The following is a 17,606-nucleotide window of genomic DNA, read 5'->3' as shown; positions in this document are numbered from 1 at the left end:
GCCGGAGTTCGCGACGCGTGCGGAAACGAGGGCAGTCATTCTCCTTATGTCGTTTCCGGTACTAAAATAGACCAGCGGCTGATGGTTTCGAGGCGCGGTGGCAAGATCGGAATGCGGTTCGTGCTTCAGGGTCCGGCTCCGAAAAATGCCAGCCGGGTGAAAAGCGTGTAGTCGGCTTCGAAGACCATCATTGTCACGAACACCAGCACCAGTATCGGCGGCAGGATGATCGCATAAGCCAGCGCCAGCCGTTCCCAGGCCATGTGCATGAAGACAGCGACGATCAGCCCTGCCTTGAGGATCATGAAGATCAGGATCAGCGACCATCTGAGATAGCCGTGAAGGCCGAAATAATCGACCAGGTAGGAGCAGGTGCTGAGGATGAACAGCCACGCCCAGACCACCAGATAGAGCTTGATCGGATGTTCCTGATGCACGTCGGCATGGGTGACGGCCGCCGGCGCTTCATGTGCATGACCCGCATGAAGTGCGTGTTGTCCGAGGCCGTTTGCGGTTGCTTCTGCCATGTCTGCCTCTCACCAAAGATAGAAGAATGCGAAGATGAACACCCAGACCAGATCGACGAAGTGCCAGTACAGTCCCATGATCTCGACGTTCTCGTAGCGACCCGTGCGGCTGGTGAAGAAGCCGCGCTGTCCGGTGTCGAAATCTCCGCGCCAGACCTTGCGCGCCACGATGATCAGGAAAATCACACCGATCGTCACATGGGTGCCGTGGAAACCGGTGATCATGAAGAAGCACGAACCGAATTGTGCGGCACCCCAGGGATTGCCCCAGGGCCGCACCCCTTCAGTGATCAGCTTGGTCCATTCGAAGGCTTGCATGCCGACAAAGGTCGCGCCGAGCGCCGCGGTCAGAAGCATGAGGATGGCCGTCTTGCGGCGGTCCCGGCGATAGCCGAAATTGACCGCCATGGCCATCGTTCCGCTGCTGGAGATCAGCACGAACGTCATGATGGCAATTAGGATCAGCGGGATATCCGAGCCGCCGATGCGAAGCGCGAAGACCTCGCTGGGATTGGGCCACGGCACGCGTGTCGAAATGCGCGCGGTCATGTAGGAGAGCAGGAAGCAGCCGAAGATGAAGGTGTCGCTGAGCAGGAATATCCACATCATGGCCTTGCCCCAGGACACGTTCTTGAACGCGCGCTGATCCGAGGACCAATCGGCGGCAATGCCTCGCCAACCTGTGGGCCGTGGCTCCGTCTGGCCGATATGTGTCAGTGTTTCTGCCATCCGCTTGATCCCCTTAGGTCAGCATCTGCCGGCAAATGTCGATGAACGTCGCGGCCCAGCCGGCCAGCAGCGCGAAGATGGCAAGCCAGACGAAAAGCAGGAAATGCCAGTACATGGCGCATAGTTCCACGCCGAGGCGAAGTCGTTCCGGCCGCGTTCCAGCCCAGGCGCTCGTGGTGGTCCTGCCCAGAGCCACCAGCCCTCCCAACACGTGCAGGCCATGCATGCCGGTTATCAGGTAAAAGAAACTGTTGGCCGGATTGGAGGCCAGAAAATAGCCGTCGGCGGTCAGCTGCCGCCATGCCATGAGCTGTCCGACCAGGAAGGCGAGCGTCGTGAGCCCGGCCGTGGCAAGGCCGAGCCGTACGGTGTCGATCTGCCCCCTGCGCGCCGCCACCGAAGTGCAGTGCAGGGCCACGCTGCTCAGGACCAGCACGCCGGTGTTGAGCCAGAGCAGGCGCGGCAGCGGCAGCGGCTGCCAGTCCGACACCGCCATCCGCATGAAATAGGCACTGGTGAAGAGCGCGAACAGGCAGCCGACGACAGCAAGGAAAACGCCGAGGCCGATCTTGGCTGTTGGCAGGGCCGACCGGTCGAGGCCGACAAAATCACTGGCCAGACCTTGCTCGAGCCATGGCTTGGCCATCAGCCTCTGGTGCGAAAGCCACCATCCGGCAAAACCGGCAATGACGAGCAGGAAGACCAGGATGACGCTCATGCCGGCTCCCTTGAGGGGCCGAAGGAGCCCGGCATGTTCTGCGGGATGAAGTCTTCCTTGGCACCCGGTACGCTGTAATCATAAGCCCAGCGATAGACGATCGGCAGGTCCTTGCCGAAATTGCCGTGGGCCGGCGGTGTTTGCGGCGTCTGCCATTCGAGAGTCGTGGCCCGCCACGGATTGCCGCCGGCCTCGCGGCCATGGCGGATGCTCCAGATCAGGTTGAACAGGAACACCATCTGGGCGAAGCCGACGATGAAGGCCATGATGCTGATGAACGAGTTCAGGTGATGAGCCGACTCCGTCATGATCGTCATGTCGGTCAGTTCGGCATAGCGCCGCGGCACGCCCATCAGGCCGAGGTAGTGCATGGGGAAGAAAATCAGGTAGGCGCCGAGGAAGGTGACCCAGAAATGGAACCGGCCCAGCGTTTCGTCGAGCATCCGGCCGGTGACCTTCGGGTACCAATGGTAGATCGCGCCGAAAACCACGAGGATTGGAGCAACACCCATGACCATATGGAAATGGGCGACGACGAACATCGTGTCGGATAGCGGAACATCGACCACGACATTGCCAAGGAACAGGCCGGTCAGCCCGCCATTGACGAAGGTAACGATGAAGGCCAGGGCGAACAGCATTGGTATGGTGAGATGGATGTCGCCGCGCCATAGGGTCAGCACCCAATTGTAGACCTTGATGGCGGTCGGAATGGCGATGATCAGCGTCGTGGTGGCGAAGAAGAAGCCGAAATAGGGGTGCATGCCGCTGACATACATGTGGTGCGCCCAGACCACGAAGCTCAGCGCGCCAATGCCGACGATGGCCCAAACCATCATCCGGTAGCCGAAGATGTTCTTGCGCGCATGGGTGCTGATCAGGTCGGATACGATGCCGAAGGCCGGCAGCGCCACGATGTAGACCTCGGGATGGCCGAAGAACCAGAACAGGTGCTGGAACAGGATCGGGCTGCCGCCATTGTGCTGCAACTGCTCACCCATCTCGGAAATCGCCGGCATGAAGAAGCTGGTGCCCAGCACTCGGTCAAGCAGCATCATGACGCTGGCGACGAACAGCGCCGGAAAGGCGAGCAGCGCCATGACGGTCGCGGTGAAGATGCCCCAGACGGTCAACGGCAGGCGCATCATTGTCATGCCGCGCGTGCGGCCCTGCAGCACGGTCACCACATAGTTGAGGCCGCCCATCGTGAAGCCGATGATGAACAGGATCAGCGAGGAGAGCATCAGGATGATGCCCCAGTCCTGGCCGCCTGGCGTCCCGCTCATGATGGCCTGCGGCGGGTAGAGCGTCCAGCCGGCCCCCGTCGGTCCGCCGGGCGCGAAAAAGCTCGACACCAGAACCAGCACGGCGAGCAGGTAGATCCAGTAGCTCAGCATGTTGACATAGGGGAAGACCATGTCGCGCGCGCCGACCATCAGGGGGATCAGATAGTTGCCAAAGCCGCCGAGGAAGAGGGCGGTGAGCAGGTAGATCACCATGATCATGCCGTGCATGGTGATGAACTGGTAGTAGGCTTCCGGGGTGATGAAGTCGAACGTGCCGGGAAAGCCAAGTTGCAGCCGCATCAGCCAGGACAGCACCAGGGCGACCAGGCCGATTGCCGTTGCCGTCGCCGAATACTGGACGGCGATGACCTTGGCGTCCTGCGAGAAGACGTATTTGGTCCACCAACTGTGCGGATGGTAGAGTTCGACTTCCGCGACCTCGGCCGGCGGGATGCCATCTGCAGGCGTGATGTCGACCATAGGAACACCTCCGTGTCCTTTTCAGCGAGACCCGACCGTTTCGAGCCTCGCTGCAATTTCGGGACCCAGCGCCGCCGTCTGTCCCGTCGTCTCGTCCGCCGACCCCGTCTGCTTGGGGGCCGACAATTGTGCAAAAGTCTGCTGCTGGCCAAGCCAGGCCACGTAGTCTTGCTGTGTGTCGACCATGACCACGCCATGCATCATCGGATGTCCCTGGCCGCAAAGTTCGGCGCACAGGACCTGGAAGGTGCCGGTCCTGGTCGGGGTGAACCAGAAATAGGTCACCGAGCCCGGGATCATGTCCATCTTGGCGCGGAATTCCGGCACATAGAAATCATGCAGCACATCGATAGAGCGCAGCAGCATCTTGACCGGTTTGCCGACCGGCAGATGCAGATCGGCCGCTTCGACCACGACATCGTCCTGGCCATTAGGATCCTTGGGGATCACGCCCAGCGGATTGTCGGCGGTGACGTCGCGGGTGTCGGATGTTCCAAGCTTGCCGTCCCTGCCGGGCAGGCGGAAACTCCACTGCCATTGCTGGCCAACGACTTCAACCTCGGTCGCGTCGCTCGGGACGTTGACAAATCGGCTCCAGACGAACAGGCCGGGAACCAGCAACGCCGTGACCCCGACCGCGGTGACGATCGTCAGCCACGATTCGAGCCGCTTGTTCTCCGGTTCGTAGGCGGCGCGGTTTCCCTCCCGATGACGGAAGCGGAACACGCAATAGGCCATGAAAAGCACGACGGCGGCGAAGACGACGCCGGTGATCCAGAAGGTAATGATGATGGTGTTGTCGATATAGGCCCAGTTCGAGGCAATCGGCGTCCACCACCATGGGCTCAGGAGGTGAAACAACACTGAGCCCACGACGATCAAAACGAGTACAAGCGCTACGGCCATGTCCCGTTCCTCCGGCATTCGAGGCGGGGCGAAGCCGCCGCCAAGAAATACCAAGCGCATCATAGCTTAATTTGGGGTCAATTCCAGAGGCGACTATCCTGACGGGAAAAATCCCGTCTTTTGCCGCCGCGACCTATTTGAGCAGGTCGACCAGAACGTCGAAAGCGGCGTCGATATCGGCGCGGATCGCCTGGCGGACGGCCTCGGCGTCGCGGTTGCGCAGCGCCGCGTACATCGCCTGGTGGTGCTCGTTGGCGGTCGAATAGTTTCCGGAATCATGCAGCATGTTGAAATAGGGGCTGATCTGCAGCCACAGATTCTCGATGATGTTGAGGATATTTTCCGAGCCGGCCGCCCGGTAGATGGAGAAATGGAAGGCATAGTTTGCGCGCAGATAGGATTTGACGTCTCCCGCCGCATTGGCCTGTTCGAGGGCGGCCAAGTGCTGGCCGAGTTGCGCGATGCCCCGATCGTCGATGCGCTCGGCAGCCCAGGCGGCGGCAATCGCCTCGATCTCGAAGCGGACATTCCTGAGATCGACGAGGCGCGCGCGGCTGAGTGCGGGAATGCCGATCGAGCGGCCCGAAACGACCATCAAGGCATTGGCCGCGGTCAGCCGCCGCAACGCCTCCCTGACCGGCATCGGGCTGACTCCGAAAGCGTCGGCGAGGCTCTGCACCGTCACCATTTCGCCGGGCACGATGCTGCCGTCGAGGATCAACTCGGTGACATGGCGATAGACCCTGTCCTGCAGGGTCTCCCTGGACAGGGGCACGATCTCGACACCAGGCTTCCTGAACGCCGCTCCGGCCATTTCCCATCAACCTTTCGGCGCAAAGGCCGCGCCATAACCGTTCCCGGAATGCAGGGTTCCGGCTGCCGCGTCAAGCGTTGGCGACCGTAGCCTTGACGTAAGGATATTTCATCATTGATCTTTGATCAAATCATGATACGGTCTCCGACATCGAATGACGAGGGCTACGGTTCGTGCCCTCGGGAGGCATTCGGTCGTTCGTATCGGGAGGAATTCACATGGGTATCGGATTGAAAGTCCGGCGGCTCGCGCTGCTGGCCGGCATGGCCGTATGCGCCTCTGGGCTGTCGGCTGCTGAAGCCGCCGAAAAGCACAAGATCTTTCTCAGCATGAGCTATATCGGCAATGACTGGCAGGCCGAGGCGGCAAACATGGTCAAGGCCATGGCCGCTCACAAGAGCCTTGCCGACAAGGTCGACCTGCAGGTCCAGGTCGCCGGACCCAACGCACAACGCCAGATCCAGCAGATCAACGCCATGGTGCAGAGCGGTGCCGAGGCGATCGTCGTCTATCCGATCTCGCCGACCGCGCTCAACCAGGTCGTGAAGAATGCCTGCGACAAGGGGGTGAAGGTCTTCGCCTATGACGCCGAGATCACCGAGCCCTGTGCCTACAATGTTCATATCGACCAGTTGGAAGCGGGCAGGGTGACCGCCGAATGGCTGGTGAAGAAGCTCAATGGCAAGGGCAACATCATCGCCATTACGGGTGTTCCCGGAACATCCGTCGACGATCAGCGGACAAAGGCCGCCAAGGAGGTCTTTGCCAAGTACCCCGATATCAAGATTGTCGGCGAGGCTGTCGGCATGTGGAGCCAGGCGGTTGCCCGCACCGAGCTCTCCAAGATCCTCGCCACGCGCAGCTGGAACGACATCAACGGGCTGTGGATGCAGGTTGGCTGCTTCACCGCGAACTCCATGCAACTCGAGGCCGGCAAGAAGGCCAGCGAACTCCTGCCTTGCGCCGGTGAGGGCTCCAATGGCGGCCGCATCCAGATGCTGCCTGCGAGCACCGAAGTAGAAGGAGCAGCTCCGCCCTATGCGCCGGCTGGTGCACAACGCATTTCCTATGCCTCACCGCCTTATTCCGGCGCGCTGGCGCTGAAACTCGCCGTCGAGGCGATCGAAGGCAAGGATGTGCCGAAGACCACGATCCTGCCGCTGCCGGTCGTCACCAACGAGACGATCAAGCTGTGCGACGAAGGCACCTGGGCGGAGATGAAAGCCGGCTGCAACGTCTTCAAGCCGTCGCTGGTCTCCAATCCCGGCTGGTTCGCTTCGATCTTTTCGGACCAGACGCCCGAGATTGGCCTCAACGCCGCGCTTGTCGGGCAGCCGGAGAACTGAGCCTCCCAAGGCAATCGCGACGATGCACGGAACCTTCTCCGCGCATCGTCGATCCGCGCCAATGCGCGACGTCCAAAAGTGCGCAGCCTGCGATCGAGGATATGACAGAACATTCCGCGCTCCCCGCCATCGAGATCGACGGCATCGGCAAGGCCTTCGGCCCGACCATTGCGCTAGACGGCGTGTCGTTCCGCATCGCGCCCGGCAGCGTCCACGCGCTGCTGGGTGAGAATGGCGCCGGCAAGTCGACGCTGGTCAAACTGCTGTCGGGACTGGTGCGGCCGAGTGCGGGTCATATCAGGGTCTTCGGCAAGGAGATCGGCTACGGCGCGCCGCGCGCGGCACATACGCTCGGCGTGCAGACGGCGTTCCAGGAGATGACCCTGGTGCGCGATCTTTCCGTCCTCGACAACATGCTTTTGCCCTACGCACCCGTTGGCATCTCCGGGCTGATCAGGCGCGGCGCCGCGCGCAAGGCCGTCCGTCGCCACATCGACGAACTCGGTTTTTCCGTCGATCTCGATGCCGAGGTCGGCGAGCTCGAGCTTTCGGTGTGCCAGAAGATCGAGATCGCGCGGGCCGTCTACCGCAAGCCGCGCATCCTTTTGCTCGACGAGCCGACCTCGACGCTCGCCGGCCGCGACGTCGACTGGCTGGGCGACATCATCGCCAGGCTGAAGGCGACGGGCACCACCATCGTCTTCATCACCCATCGCATGCGCGAGGTGCGCGCCTTTTGCGACACGCTGACGATCCTGAGGAACGGCCGCCACATCGTCACCGCGCCGGTAGCCGATGTTTCCGACGCCGACGTCATCGAAAAGATCATCGGTCGCTCCATTGAGCAGACCTTTCCGCCAAAGCCGGACGGCGCCCAGGCTTTTGGCCCGCCGGTGCTGGGCGTGCGCGACCTGAAGGTCGGGCGCAAGCTCGACGGCGCGAGCTTCGACCTGCGCAGGGGCGAGATCCTCGGCATTGCCGGACTGCAAGGCATGGGCCAGCAGGATTTGTTCCTGGCCTGCTTCGGCATGGCTGAAATCACCCGGGGCGACGTCCTTGTCGATGGCCGCAAGGTCTGGCTCGGCTCGCCGGCGGATGCCTTGCGGCCCAACATGGCCATCGGCCTGGTGCCGGAAGACCGCAAATCCGAAGGCCTGTTCCTGAAACTGTCGGGCAGCCAGAACGCCACGCTGCCCGTCGTCTCGCGCTTCACGCGCTTCGGCCTTGTCGACGCCGCGGCCGAGACCCGCTCCGTCGAGGCGGCATTTGCCACTGTCGAAGTCGACCGCCGCGCCCTGTGGACGCGGGCCGGGGCGTTTTCGGGCGGCAACCAGCAGAAGATCGTCATCGCCAAATGGCTGGTGGCGCAGAGCCGCATCCTGCTTCTGTTCGATCCCACACGCGGCATCGATGTCGGCACCAAGCATGAGCTCTATGTGATGATGCGAAACTACGTCGCCGCCGGCGGCTCGATCCTGCTGCACTCGACGGAAATTCCCGAACTGGTCCACCAATGCGACCGGGTCCTGGTTCTCTATGATGGGCGCATCGCGGCCGAGCTCGAAGGTGACGCCATCACCGAGCGTGCCATCATGCGGCCTGCGCTCGGCCATGCCGGGGACGTCGCCGCATGAGCAGCGCAGCAGTCCCATCTCCTGTTTCGGCTGGTTTCGGCCTGCGCCGTGCGCTGATGCGCCATCGCGGCGCGCTGATCGCCGCGGCCGTGCTTGCGATCCTGCTTTTCATCGTCGACTGGATCAGTGCCGGGCCACTGACCTATTTCGACGTGTCGTTCCTGTCGAGCGGCGGCGCGACCTCGGCGCTGGCGGCGGTCGGCCAGACCATCGTCATCTTGTCGGGTGGGTTCGACCTGTCCGCCGGCGCGGTGATCTCGCTGGTCAATGTCGTGCTGGCATCGAGCATGGATCCGATGGCCCCAGGCGCCAGCATCCTGTTGTGGACGGCGGTCGGCATCGGCGTCGGCATGGCGGTGGGCGCCTTCAACGGCTTTTTCATCGCGGTGCTGCGCATGCAACCCATCGTGGTGACGCTGTCCACCATGTTCATCCTGCAAGGCGTGACGCTGCTGGTGATGGACAAGCCCGGCGGCTTCGTGTCGCCCGATCTCGGAACCTTCTATCTGGGCGACGCGATCACCGGCTGGCTGCCAATGCCGCTGGTGGTGATCGGCGTGGTCCTGCTCGCCTGGTTCTGGCTGAAGGGAACCCGTTTCGGCACGGCACTCTATGCCGTCGGCAGCGATCCGGATTCGGCCGCCGCCGTCGGCATCAATGTCGTGCTGGTGCGCTTTGCCGTCTACGTCATCGCCGGCGGCTGCTACGGTCTTGCCGGCGTGTTCATCAGCGCGCAGACCGGCAGTGCCGACCCGCTGGTCGGCAATCCGCTGCTTCTGTCGATGTTCGCGGCTGTCGTCGTCGGCGGCACGCGCCTTGGCGGCGGGCAGGGCGGTCCGGTGGGCACCGTCTTCGGCGCCTATATCCTGATGATGGTGGTGAACATCCTGCTGGTGCTCAACGTATCGGCTTACTATTCGACCATTGCGGAAGGCACCATTCTGGTGCTGGCGGCCCTTGCCGGATCCCTGTCCCACGCATCGGTGCTTGCCGTGCAACTGCGCGCGGCCCGCGCCCGGCTCGCCGCCTGGCGCGCCGGCATATTGCCCTCGCAGCTCGAGCCGATCGACCGACGGCTCAAGCTCACTGGACCTTCGCAAGGCCAGCGCGGTCCAGCATCGCCGCGCCCGGCTTTCCGCCTGCGCAACGCCGAGACGCTGCGCTATGCGCTGCCCGCCTATGTCTGCCTGCTCATCATCGTCATCGTCACCCAGGTCTGGCTCGGCCACGCCATCCTCAACCCGGGGTATTGGAACTCGCTGCTGGTGCTGTCGTCCTTCCTTGCAGTTCTCGCGCTGGGGCAGGGGACGGTCATCCTGACTGGCGGCCTCGATCTTTCCGTGCCGTGGATGATCGGCATTTCCGGCATCATCCTGGCCGGCATGGTCAATGGCTCCGACGCCGCACTCCTCTACGCCCTCCCGGTCGTGCTGGTGATGGCCTGCGCCGTCGGATTCGCCAATGGCTTCGGCATCGCCTATCTCGGCATCTCGCCGATCGTCATGACGCTGGCCACCAACGGCATCCTCCAGGGCTTCGCGCTTGTCTATTCGCAGGGAACGCCGGCAGGGTTTTCCTCGCCGATGCTGCGCTGGTTCATGACGGCCAGGCTCGGTTTCGTTACGCCTGTCGTGCTGCTGATGGTAGTCTTTGTGGCCGGCGCGGTGCTGCTGCTTGGAGGCACGCCGTTCGGGCGTCGGGTCTACGGCATCGGCAACGGGCTGCGCGCGGCGCGCCTGTCCGGCATCGGCGTCGAGCGCACTCTGATCCTAGTCTACATGCTATCGGCCGTTTGCGCCGCTGTTGTCGGCATCATGCTGACCGGCTTTTCCGGCCAGGCAAGCCTCGGCATGGGTGACGACTATCTCTTGCCGTCGATCGCAGTCGTGGTGGTCGGTGGCGCGCTGATCACCGGCGGGCGCGGCCACTATCTCGGCATGCTCGGCGGCGTGCTGCTTCTGACGGCGCTGCAGATGCTGCTGGCCGGCACCACGCTGCCCTACGCCACCAGGGCAATTCTCTACGGGCTGGTCGTTCTCAGCGCCGTCATGGCGCTGCGCGAACGGCGGCTGCAATGAAAAGGACAGGACGATGAGCGCAAAGGCACCCGCATCGGCGGACGAATTTCTGGCCGGGCTGAAAGGGCAGCGCGTGCTGGTGACGGCGGGCGCAGGTGGCATCGGCTTCGCCATCGCCGACACGCTGTCGCGGCTCGGCGCACGCATCGTCGTCTGCGATATCTCCGACGAGGCGCTGGCTGCAGCTCCGGCCAAGATCGACCTGGTCGCGGCGGTCAAGGCCGATGTCTCGCGCGACGAGGACGTCGACCGGCTGTTCGAGACGGTCAAGGAAAAGCTCGGCGGGCTCGACGCGCTGATCAACAATGCCGGCATTGCCGGGCCGACCGGCGGTGTGGACGAGATCGAACCGGATGACTGGCGGCGCTGCATCGACATCTGCCTGACCGGCCAGTTCCTCTGCGCCCGGCGCGCCGTGCCACTGATCAAGGCAGCCGGCGGCGGCTCTATCGTGTCGATGTCGTCGGCGGCCGGCCGCCATGGCTACGCGTTCCGCACGCCCTATTCGGCCGCCAAATTCGGCGTCATCGGTTTCACCCAGAGCCTCGCCAAGGAGCTTGGGCCACAGGGCATCAGGGTCAATGCCATCCTGCCCGGCATCATCGAGGGGCCACGCATCGAAGGCGTCATCGCGGCACGCGCCAAGCAGGTCGGCATCAGCCACGAGGAGATGACCGGCCGCTATCTGCAGAACATCTCGTTGCGCCGCATGACCAGCCCGTATGATGTGGCCTCGATGGTGGCATTCCTGCTCTCCGACGCGGGCATCAATATTTCCGGCCAATCGCTTGGCGTCGACGGCAACGTCGAAACACTTTGAGGATCGATCCATGGCCAATGTCGCGATTGTCGGAAGCGGGTTCATCGGGCGCGCCTGGGCGATCAGCTTCGCCCGCGCCGGCCATGATGTGCGCATGTGGGATCAGTCGCCTGCCGCGACGGGCGGTGCACGCGACTACATAGAGGGTGTGCTCGGCGATCTCGCCGCGAATGACCTGTTGCGCGGGCAGTCGGTCGACACCGTGCTTGCCCGCATCGCCATCGTTGCCGAACTGGCGGAGGCGCTGGCCGGCGCAACCCATGTCCAGGAAAACACGCCTGAAAATCTCGATGTGAAGCGGGAGGTGTTCTCACTGATCGATCGGCTTGCCGGGCCGCAAACCATCATCGCCAGTTCCACCTCGGCGCTGTTGCCGTCGAAATTCACCGACCATCTGCAAGGGCGGCACCGCTGCCTGGTCGTGCATCCGATCAACCCGCCCTATCTCATCCCGGCGGCAGAGGTGGTGCCAGCGCCGTGGACTTCCGCCGAGACGCTGGAGAAGACGCGCGCCTTCCTCATCGATGCCGGCCACGCGCCGCTGGTGATGAAGCGCGAGCTCGACGGCTTCATCATGAACCGCCTGCAAGGCGCCTTGCTGGAGGAGGCTTTCCGGCTTGTCGCGGACGGCTACGCCAGTGTCGAGGATGTCGATATCGGTATCCGTGACGGCTTGGCGCTGCGCTGGTCCTTTATGGGGCCGTTCGAGACCATTGACCTCAACGCGCCCGGCGGCGTGCGTGACTATGTCGATCGGTACCAGGGCATTTATTCCAACATCTTCCCGCAGATGCTGCGCCGCGTCGACTGGGCGGGCGATGTCATGAAAACGGTCGAGGCCGAGCGCAGCAAGCGCCTGCCGAGGGAAAATCTGGGTGACCGGCAGGTCTGGCGGGATCGCCGGTTGATGGCACTGGCGGCACACAAGAAGAAATCGGATCAGGAGTTCGGACAATGAACGAGACCAGCCGCAAATCAGGCGCATCGGCGGCCAAGGGCAAGGTCATCATCACCTGTGCGGTGACGGGCGCGATCCACACGCCGACCATGTCGCCCTATCTGCCGATCACGCCGGATCAGATCGCCTCCGAGGCGATCGCCGCGGCGGAAGCCGGTGCCGCGATCCTGCATCTGCATGCGCGAGACCCGGAAACCGGCAAGCCCGACCAGACGCCGGAGGCGTTCGCCCGCTTCCTGCCGCGCGTCAAGCAAGGGACCAATGCCGCCATCAACATCACCACAGGCGGTAGCCCCTACATGAAGGTCGAGGAGCGCGTACGCCCGGCCGCCCAGTTCAAGCCGGAAGTGGCCTCGCTCAATATGGGCTCGATCAATTTCGGGCTCTATCACCTCGCCGACAAATACGAGACCTTCAAGTTCGACTGGGAAAAGCCGCATCTGGAGGCGACGCGCGATCTCGTTTTCCGCAACTCGTTCAAGGACATCGAATACATTCTGGCGACTTGCTATGACAATGGCACGCGCTTCGAGTTCGAGTGCTACGACATCGCCCATCTCTACAACCTCGCCCACTTCGCCGACCGCGGGCTGGTGAAGCCGCCATTCTTCGTGCAGTCGGTTTTTGGCCTGCTCGGCGGGATCGGCACCCATCCGGAAGATGTCGCCCATATGAAGCGAACCGCCGACCGGCTGTTCGGCGACCAGTTCCGCTGGTCGGTGCTGGGCGCCGGCGCCAGCCAGCTGCGCATCGCCGCGCAGTCGGCAGCACTCGGCGGCAACATCCGCGTCGGGCTGGAGGACAGCCTGTGGGCCGGCAAGGGCAAGCTCGCCAAGTCGAACGCCGAACAGGTCTTGCTGGCGCGCAAGATCATCGAAGGGCTTGGCATGGAGGTGGCGACGCCTGACGAGGCACGCGAGATCCTGTCCCTGAAGGGCGGCGACAAGGTCGCCTTCTGACGCGGCCAAGCGCTGCACACCGATACACAGGAGGATGGCATGAAGATCGAAGTCGTGGTGGATGTGAAGACGACGTTGGGCGAGGGCCCGCTGTGGGACGTCGAACAGGAGCGCCTTTACTGGATCGACAGTTTCGACGGCCGCGTGTTCCGCGCTACCGCCGATGGGCGCGAGATCCGCTCCTGGGACGTGCCGATGAAGATAGGCTCCATGGCGCTGCGCAAGGACGGTGGCGGCGCGGTCGTCTCGCTGCAGCGCGGCTTCCACCTGCTCGATTTCGCCACCGGCGAGGTGACGCTGATCCATGATCCGGAGCCGGACAGGCCGATGAACCGCCTCAATGACGGCAAAGTCGACAGGCGCGGCCGCTTCTTCGCCGGCTCGATGGATACGATGGAGGAGGGGCCTTCAGGCGGGCTGTACCGGCTGGATCCGGATTTCTCCGTCACCAGGATCGATTCCGGCATCATCTGCTCCAACGGCCCATGCTGGAGCCCGGACGACCGCACCTTCTACTTCGCCGATACCTGGACAGGCGAAATCTGGGCCTACGACTACGACATTGCTACCGGCGCTGCCACCAACCGCCGTACCTTCGTGCGCGTCGACACAAGCAAGGGTGGCGCGGCCGACGGCTCGACCGTCGATGCGCAGGGGTATCTTTGGAATGCCCTGGTCTATGACGGCCGTCTGGTGCGCTACGCGCCGGACGGCACCGTCGATCGCATCATCGACATGCCGGTGAAGAAGATCACCAGCGTGATGTTCGGCGGGCCGAAGCTCGATACGCTCTATGTCACCTCGATGGCCAAGCCGCCGCTGCCGCGCTTTCCCGGCGACGGTGTCCTGCGCGGCAGCCTGTTCGCCATCACCGGCTTGGGCGTGACGGGCGTTCCAGAGCCGCGATTTGGCGGCTGACGGGCTGGGTCGTTCCCCAGCGCCGAAATTGACGGTCGGCATGTTGCCAAGGCCGGTCGGCAGGCCAATGTCGCTACGCGCGACAATCTGCATTTCGTGTCTGACAGGACCGAGGGTGCGAGTTTTTTCTCTATGCTCAAGAAATAGCAAGGCCGCCGGGCGGAGCTCGGCGGCCTTGGCTAATGCCGTTCTGGTCGATGCCTAAGGCGTCGTCTGCGCTTCGATCTTGGTGGCCATCTGGTCGATTTTGTCAGCAAGGACGCCTTGGGCCCAGGCCGTGACCTCGTCATCGACGGGCTTATTGGCCATGTCCGTCAGCGCTGCATCGAGCGATGCCTGGTCGGTGCCGACAGTCGCCGTAGCCGCCGCCGCCTCTGCCTCGTCGGCCGCTGCGTTGTCGGCGTCGACAACGGCCTTCTGGGCGGTGATCTGATCTTTCACAGCCTGAATCTGCGCAGCCGTGGCGTTCGGATCAGTCTGCAGCGCGGTCAGCTGCGCATTCAGCTTATCCAGTTGGGCCTGCGCGGCGGCGGCCGTGGCGGCTGCCGCTTCAGCCGCGGCCTGGGCAACCTTGGCTTTCGCGGACTGTGTCACGAAGGCCTGGATGGCAGCGAACTTCTTGCTCTTGGAATTCATATAGGCGTTGATGTTGCGCTGCAGCGAATTCAGCCGGCCGAGTTTGGCATGGATGTTTTTCTCCTTCGGCACGGATGCGACCTGGGTGGTCGTGTCGACCGTGGTGTCGGTCGTTGCGTCAGCGTCTACCTTGCCAACTCGTCCTGGGGCCGACGCAGACTTGCCACGCGAGGCACCGCTGTTGCCTTTGCTATTGCCATTGCCGCCAGCATTGCCGCCGCCATTGCCATGGCCGCCACCATTGCCGCCACCGTGCCCGTTGCCGCCGGCCCCGGCCAGCGCCGGCGACGCCAGAAGCGCCAATGCGGCAAGCGCCGCGAACAGAGTTTTTCGGTTTGTCATGGTGTCTCCTCGGGGAATCGCCACCTCCGCCCAACCGCGCTAGATCAGCGTAATATGAGAATCCACTAATCGTACGGAGTAAACTTTAGACAAATGCGGTCGCACTGCGAGAGTCCGGCAATGGCTTGTGGATTAACTTGTTGATATTTCATGCAAATAGATGCCGCGAGGTCGCTGTGCTACTGAAGTCCCATACCAGCTAGGACCATGGTCCTGGCTGTTAGCCAATGTCGCCGAGCGGTCAGTCGGAAACGCGTTGGAATACAGGAAGTCGATGACGAAGGCCTGGCCGAATGCGTCACGCGGGGACGCCATGGCTTGCTCTCTGCGAAGACGACGTGGTCGCCATATTGGTCGCTGCCCTAAATCAGCAGCAGGCCCTTCATGCTGGCGTATCCTTTACGCCCGATGATGATGTGGTCGTGCACGCCGATGCCCAGCCGTTTGCCAGCTTCGACGATCTCTTTCGTCATCTCGATATCGGCGCGCGATGGGGTCGGATCGCCCGACGGGTGGTTGTGCAACTTCCTCTCGACGTAAGCTATCTTGTTGAAATATATCGTAAAAATCCATATACCAGAGAACGTGAGGGCCGGCTTCTGGGGGCGGTATTGGATGCTCCTCCGTCACTAACCACGCTCACTCACCGCCGTTCATGCTGAAGCGCTTTGACGCACGGCACGCCACTGTATTCTTTTGATCCCACGTCTCCAGTTCCTCAATTGGATACAACACGGCTTTGCCAAGCTTGACGTACGCCGGTCCAATTCTCTTGGCTCGCCAATTTCGCAGCGTTCCAAGAGAGATGGTGCCGCGATAGCGTTCCCAGACTTCCTCAGCTGTCAAAAACTTCCTGTTGTCCATCAAGCTTCCCAAATGTCCGATTTCGGAAACATGGGAGCAGGCTCAAGCACGCTCCCAAACCCTTGGTCATGCAGTTGCGTGGCCATGAGTAGGTATGCGCATCGGAGATAAAAGCCGCTGGGTGAGGGAATAGAAGCAGTGGATATGTCTGGATAGAAATCGGATCAACTGCCAACAGAGTGTGCAAGGCCGGTCGACCCGAGCCAACCGGAGAATGAGGAGTGCGATCTCCGGTCCCATCGCATCGACCCGTTAGTTTTTGGGTTGATGTCAGAGACGAATTGGATGAAGGCGACGCCTTTCAGCGAGTTTGAGCCAGGCAAGAAGGCTGAGCGGGGCGAGCGCAAAAAACACGAGGCGAACTACTCTCGAAATCTCATCCCCATGTCGCAATCTAGAAGTGACTGGATAGTCAGAGGATGACCGCTCGGTGACCACGAGTTGGGAGCCGAGGCCGTCGTCGATCATCGCCAAGCGGCCCGATGATAGTATCAGTTGCCGCCCCACTAGGAAAAAGGCCGGCGCCCTCGCTGGGAGGTTGCCCGATGGCGCCGGCCAGACGGTCCTTTTCAGGTCCGCCGCTCTCCAGACATAGCTGAGTCTTTCCGTTGCGTCAGGTCGTGGCGGACTACGCTTTGGCTTTCCGCTTCCCAGGTGCCTTCTTGGCTGGTGCGACGGGTTTAGCCTTGCGGCCAAGTCCGATGGACTTCGCCAGTTGCGAGCGCTGAGCAGCGTAATTCGGAGCTGTCATAGGGTAGTCGTGCGGCAAGTTCCATTTGGCGCGATAGGCGTCCGGTGTCAGGCCGAAGTCCGTGCTAAGATGCCGCTTCAGTGATTTGAACTTTTTGCCGTCTTCCAGGCAGATAATGAAGTCCGCCGTCACCGACTTCTTCGGGTTGACCGCGGGAGTTTGCGGCTCAGCGACCGGTGGGATGGGCGTGCCGAGTCCGGATAGCGAAGCATGAACCGATGCTATCACGTCCGGCAAGCCAGAAACCGGCAATGGATTGTTGCTGACATATGCTGAGACAATGTCGGCGGTTAACTCAGCTAGTTCGGCATAGCGCGTATCGGATTCGTTGGTCATTGGTGGTCCTTTTGCCTGATTTATCCCCTCTCTATTGGCTGATGATCAACGACGCAACCGTCGTCTTAAGCCCGATCTATCGAACTGCAGTGGAGCCAATGCAGAATTCGTAAGGTCTTCGGACAACCCTTTGATGTTATTTCCGAAGTAGTTGCTATCGTAGAGCGAATGAGGCTTGTGAAGCGAAGCTACCTGCCCAGCCTCTGGTTTGGCTGGGGTTCCCGGAAGCTTTTCGAATTTTCTGGGTTGCGCCCCAGCCCGAGTTGCGCGTGCTTATAGACAAGGTGGTACACTAGATTCGGTGTTGGGCAGTTTGGAACGCATTGACTTCTGGCAATGGTGCATTCTTGATTCCGCTCGTCAGTTCGCTCCTCCAGTTCTCCACGTGCTGAGCTGCAGCTTTGCGTCCCGGCTGTTCACGTGGAAGCAGGGCACCCTGTTAGAGGGCCGACGGACCTCCCCTCGCTTAGTCAAACAGGGAGGACGAAGGCCTCGTCCTTCAAG

16 protein-coding genes and 1 pseudogene are annotated in these 17,606 nt (G+C 62.3%); 7 read left to right on the top strand and 10 right to left on the bottom strand.

Translation table 11 applies throughout. The annotated features are described in order from the left end of the window. Positions 1–125: 125 nt before the first annotated feature. The 6 genes from ACLGL5_RS25610 to ACLGL5_RS25585 form a co-directional block, all read right to left on the bottom strand. Positions 126–527 carry a cytochrome C oxidase subunit IV family protein gene (locus ACLGL5_RS25610; protein WP_019858531.1) on the bottom strand — a complete coding sequence of 134 codons (402 nt, stop codon included), beginning with the start codon at positions 525–527 and terminating at the stop codon, positions 126–128. A 9-nt stretch (positions 528–536) separates the two neighbouring features. Then, positions 537–1,256 carry a heme-copper oxidase subunit III family protein gene (locus ACLGL5_RS25605; protein WP_038647213.1) on the bottom strand — a complete coding sequence of 240 codons (720 nt, stop codon included), beginning with the start codon at positions 1,254–1,256 and terminating at the stop codon, positions 537–539. A 13-nt stretch (positions 1,257–1,269) separates the two neighbouring features. After that, the gene (locus tag ACLGL5_RS25600) at positions 1,270–1,974 is read right to left on the bottom strand and encodes a cytochrome c oxidase subunit 3 (RefSeq protein ID WP_064984166.1); all 705 of its coding nucleotides are present in this window, start codon (positions 1,972–1,974) and stop codon (positions 1,270–1,272) included. After that, positions 1,971–3,740 (bottom strand): cytochrome c oxidase subunit I, encoded by a 1,770-nt coding sequence (gene ctaD, locus ACLGL5_RS25595; RefSeq protein ID WP_019858528.1) that lies wholly within the window; start codon positions 3,738–3,740, stop codon positions 1,971–1,973. Before ctaD ends, ACLGL5_RS25600 begins: the two co-directional genes overlap by 4 nt. A 21-nt stretch (positions 3,741–3,761) precedes the next feature. Next, positions 3,762–4,646 carry a cytochrome c oxidase subunit II gene (locus ACLGL5_RS25590; protein ID WP_069092299.1) on the bottom strand — a complete coding sequence of 295 codons (885 nt, stop codon included), beginning with the start codon at positions 4,644–4,646 and terminating at the stop codon, positions 3,762–3,764. Between the two features lie 133 nt (positions 4,647–4,779). Next, the gene (locus ACLGL5_RS25585) at positions 4,780–5,460 is read right to left on the bottom strand and encodes a GntR family transcriptional regulator (protein WP_069092298.1); all 681 of its coding nucleotides are present in this window, start codon (positions 5,458–5,460) and stop codon (positions 4,780–4,782) included. Between the two features lie 218 nt (positions 5,461–5,678). Between ACLGL5_RS25585 and ACLGL5_RS25580 the strand changes: the two genes are divergently transcribed. The 7 genes from ACLGL5_RS25580 to ACLGL5_RS25550 all read left to right on the top strand — a co-directional run bounded on the left by ACLGL5_RS25580 (position 5,679) and on the right by ACLGL5_RS25550 (position 14,173). Next, on the top strand, positions 5,679–6,806 hold the full coding sequence (locus tag ACLGL5_RS25580; protein WP_038647209.1) for a sugar ABC transporter substrate-binding protein: 1,128 nt from the start codon (positions 5,679–5,681) through the stop codon (positions 6,804–6,806). A gap of 101 nt (positions 6,807–6,907) precedes the next feature. Continuing rightward, positions 6,908–8,440 (top strand): sugar ABC transporter ATP-binding protein, encoded by a 1,533-nt coding sequence (locus tag ACLGL5_RS25575; protein WP_069092297.1) that lies wholly within the window; start codon positions 6,908–6,910, stop codon positions 8,438–8,440. Beyond that, positions 8,437–10,518: an ABC transporter permease subunit gene (locus tag ACLGL5_RS25570; protein WP_069092296.1), complete on the top strand. Its 2,082-nt coding sequence runs from the start codon at positions 8,437–8,439 to the stop codon at positions 10,516–10,518. Before ACLGL5_RS25575 ends, ACLGL5_RS25570 begins: the two co-directional genes overlap by 4 nt. 13 nt (positions 10,519–10,531) lie before the next feature. Beyond that, positions 10,532–11,338: an SDR family oxidoreductase gene (locus ACLGL5_RS25565; RefSeq protein ID WP_069092295.1), complete on the top strand. Its 807-nt coding sequence runs from the start codon at positions 10,532–10,534 to the stop codon at positions 11,336–11,338. Positions 11,339–11,348: 10 nt separating this feature from the next. After that, positions 11,349–12,296: a 3-hydroxyacyl-CoA dehydrogenase gene (locus tag ACLGL5_RS25560; protein ID WP_069092294.1), complete on the top strand. Its 948-nt coding sequence runs from the start codon at positions 11,349–11,351 to the stop codon at positions 12,294–12,296. Next, complete coding sequence (gene kce, locus ACLGL5_RS25555) at positions 12,293–13,255, top strand: 3,5-dioxohexanoate:acetyl-CoA acetone transferase (RefSeq protein ID WP_069092293.1); 963 nt, start codon at positions 12,293–12,295, stop codon at positions 13,253–13,255. Before ACLGL5_RS25560 ends, kce begins: the two co-directional genes overlap by 4 nt. 39 nt (positions 13,256–13,294) lie before the next feature. Next, a complete protein-coding gene (locus ACLGL5_RS25550) occupies positions 13,295–14,173 on the top strand; it encodes an SMP-30/gluconolactonase/LRE family protein (RefSeq protein ID WP_019858518.1) in 879 nt (292 codons plus the stop codon). 201 nt (positions 14,174–14,374) lie between these two features. Here ACLGL5_RS25550 and ACLGL5_RS25545 read toward each other — a convergent pair whose 3' ends face one another. From ACLGL5_RS25545 to ACLGL5_RS25530, 4 genes and pseudogenes are all read right to left on the bottom strand, one after another. Then, positions 14,375–15,151, bottom strand: coding sequence for a hypothetical protein (locus ACLGL5_RS25545; protein WP_069092292.1), 777 nt, complete (start codon positions 15,149–15,151; stop codon positions 14,375–14,377). 362 nt (positions 15,152–15,513) lie between these two features. Continuing rightward, positions 15,514–15,675 (bottom strand): annotated as a pseudogene (locus ACLGL5_RS25540) (JAB domain-containing protein); the annotation flags it as partial. Between the two features lie 115 nt (positions 15,676–15,790). After that, entirely contained in the window at positions 15,791–16,015 is a 225-nt protein-coding gene (locus ACLGL5_RS25535; protein WP_019858515.1) for a helix-turn-helix domain-containing protein, read from the bottom strand. 628 nt (positions 16,016–16,643) lie between these two features. Next, a complete protein-coding gene (locus ACLGL5_RS25530; protein ID WP_019858514.1) occupies positions 16,644–17,102 on the bottom strand; it encodes a Ros/MucR family transcriptional regulator in 459 nt (152 codons plus the stop codon). Positions 17,103–17,606 lie beyond the last annotated feature (504 nt).

Source organism: Mesorhizobium sp. U510, from assembly GCF_059180695.1.
Note: the sequence above shows the minus strand (reverse complement) of the source record. Positions and strands in the feature narration are given on the sequence as shown.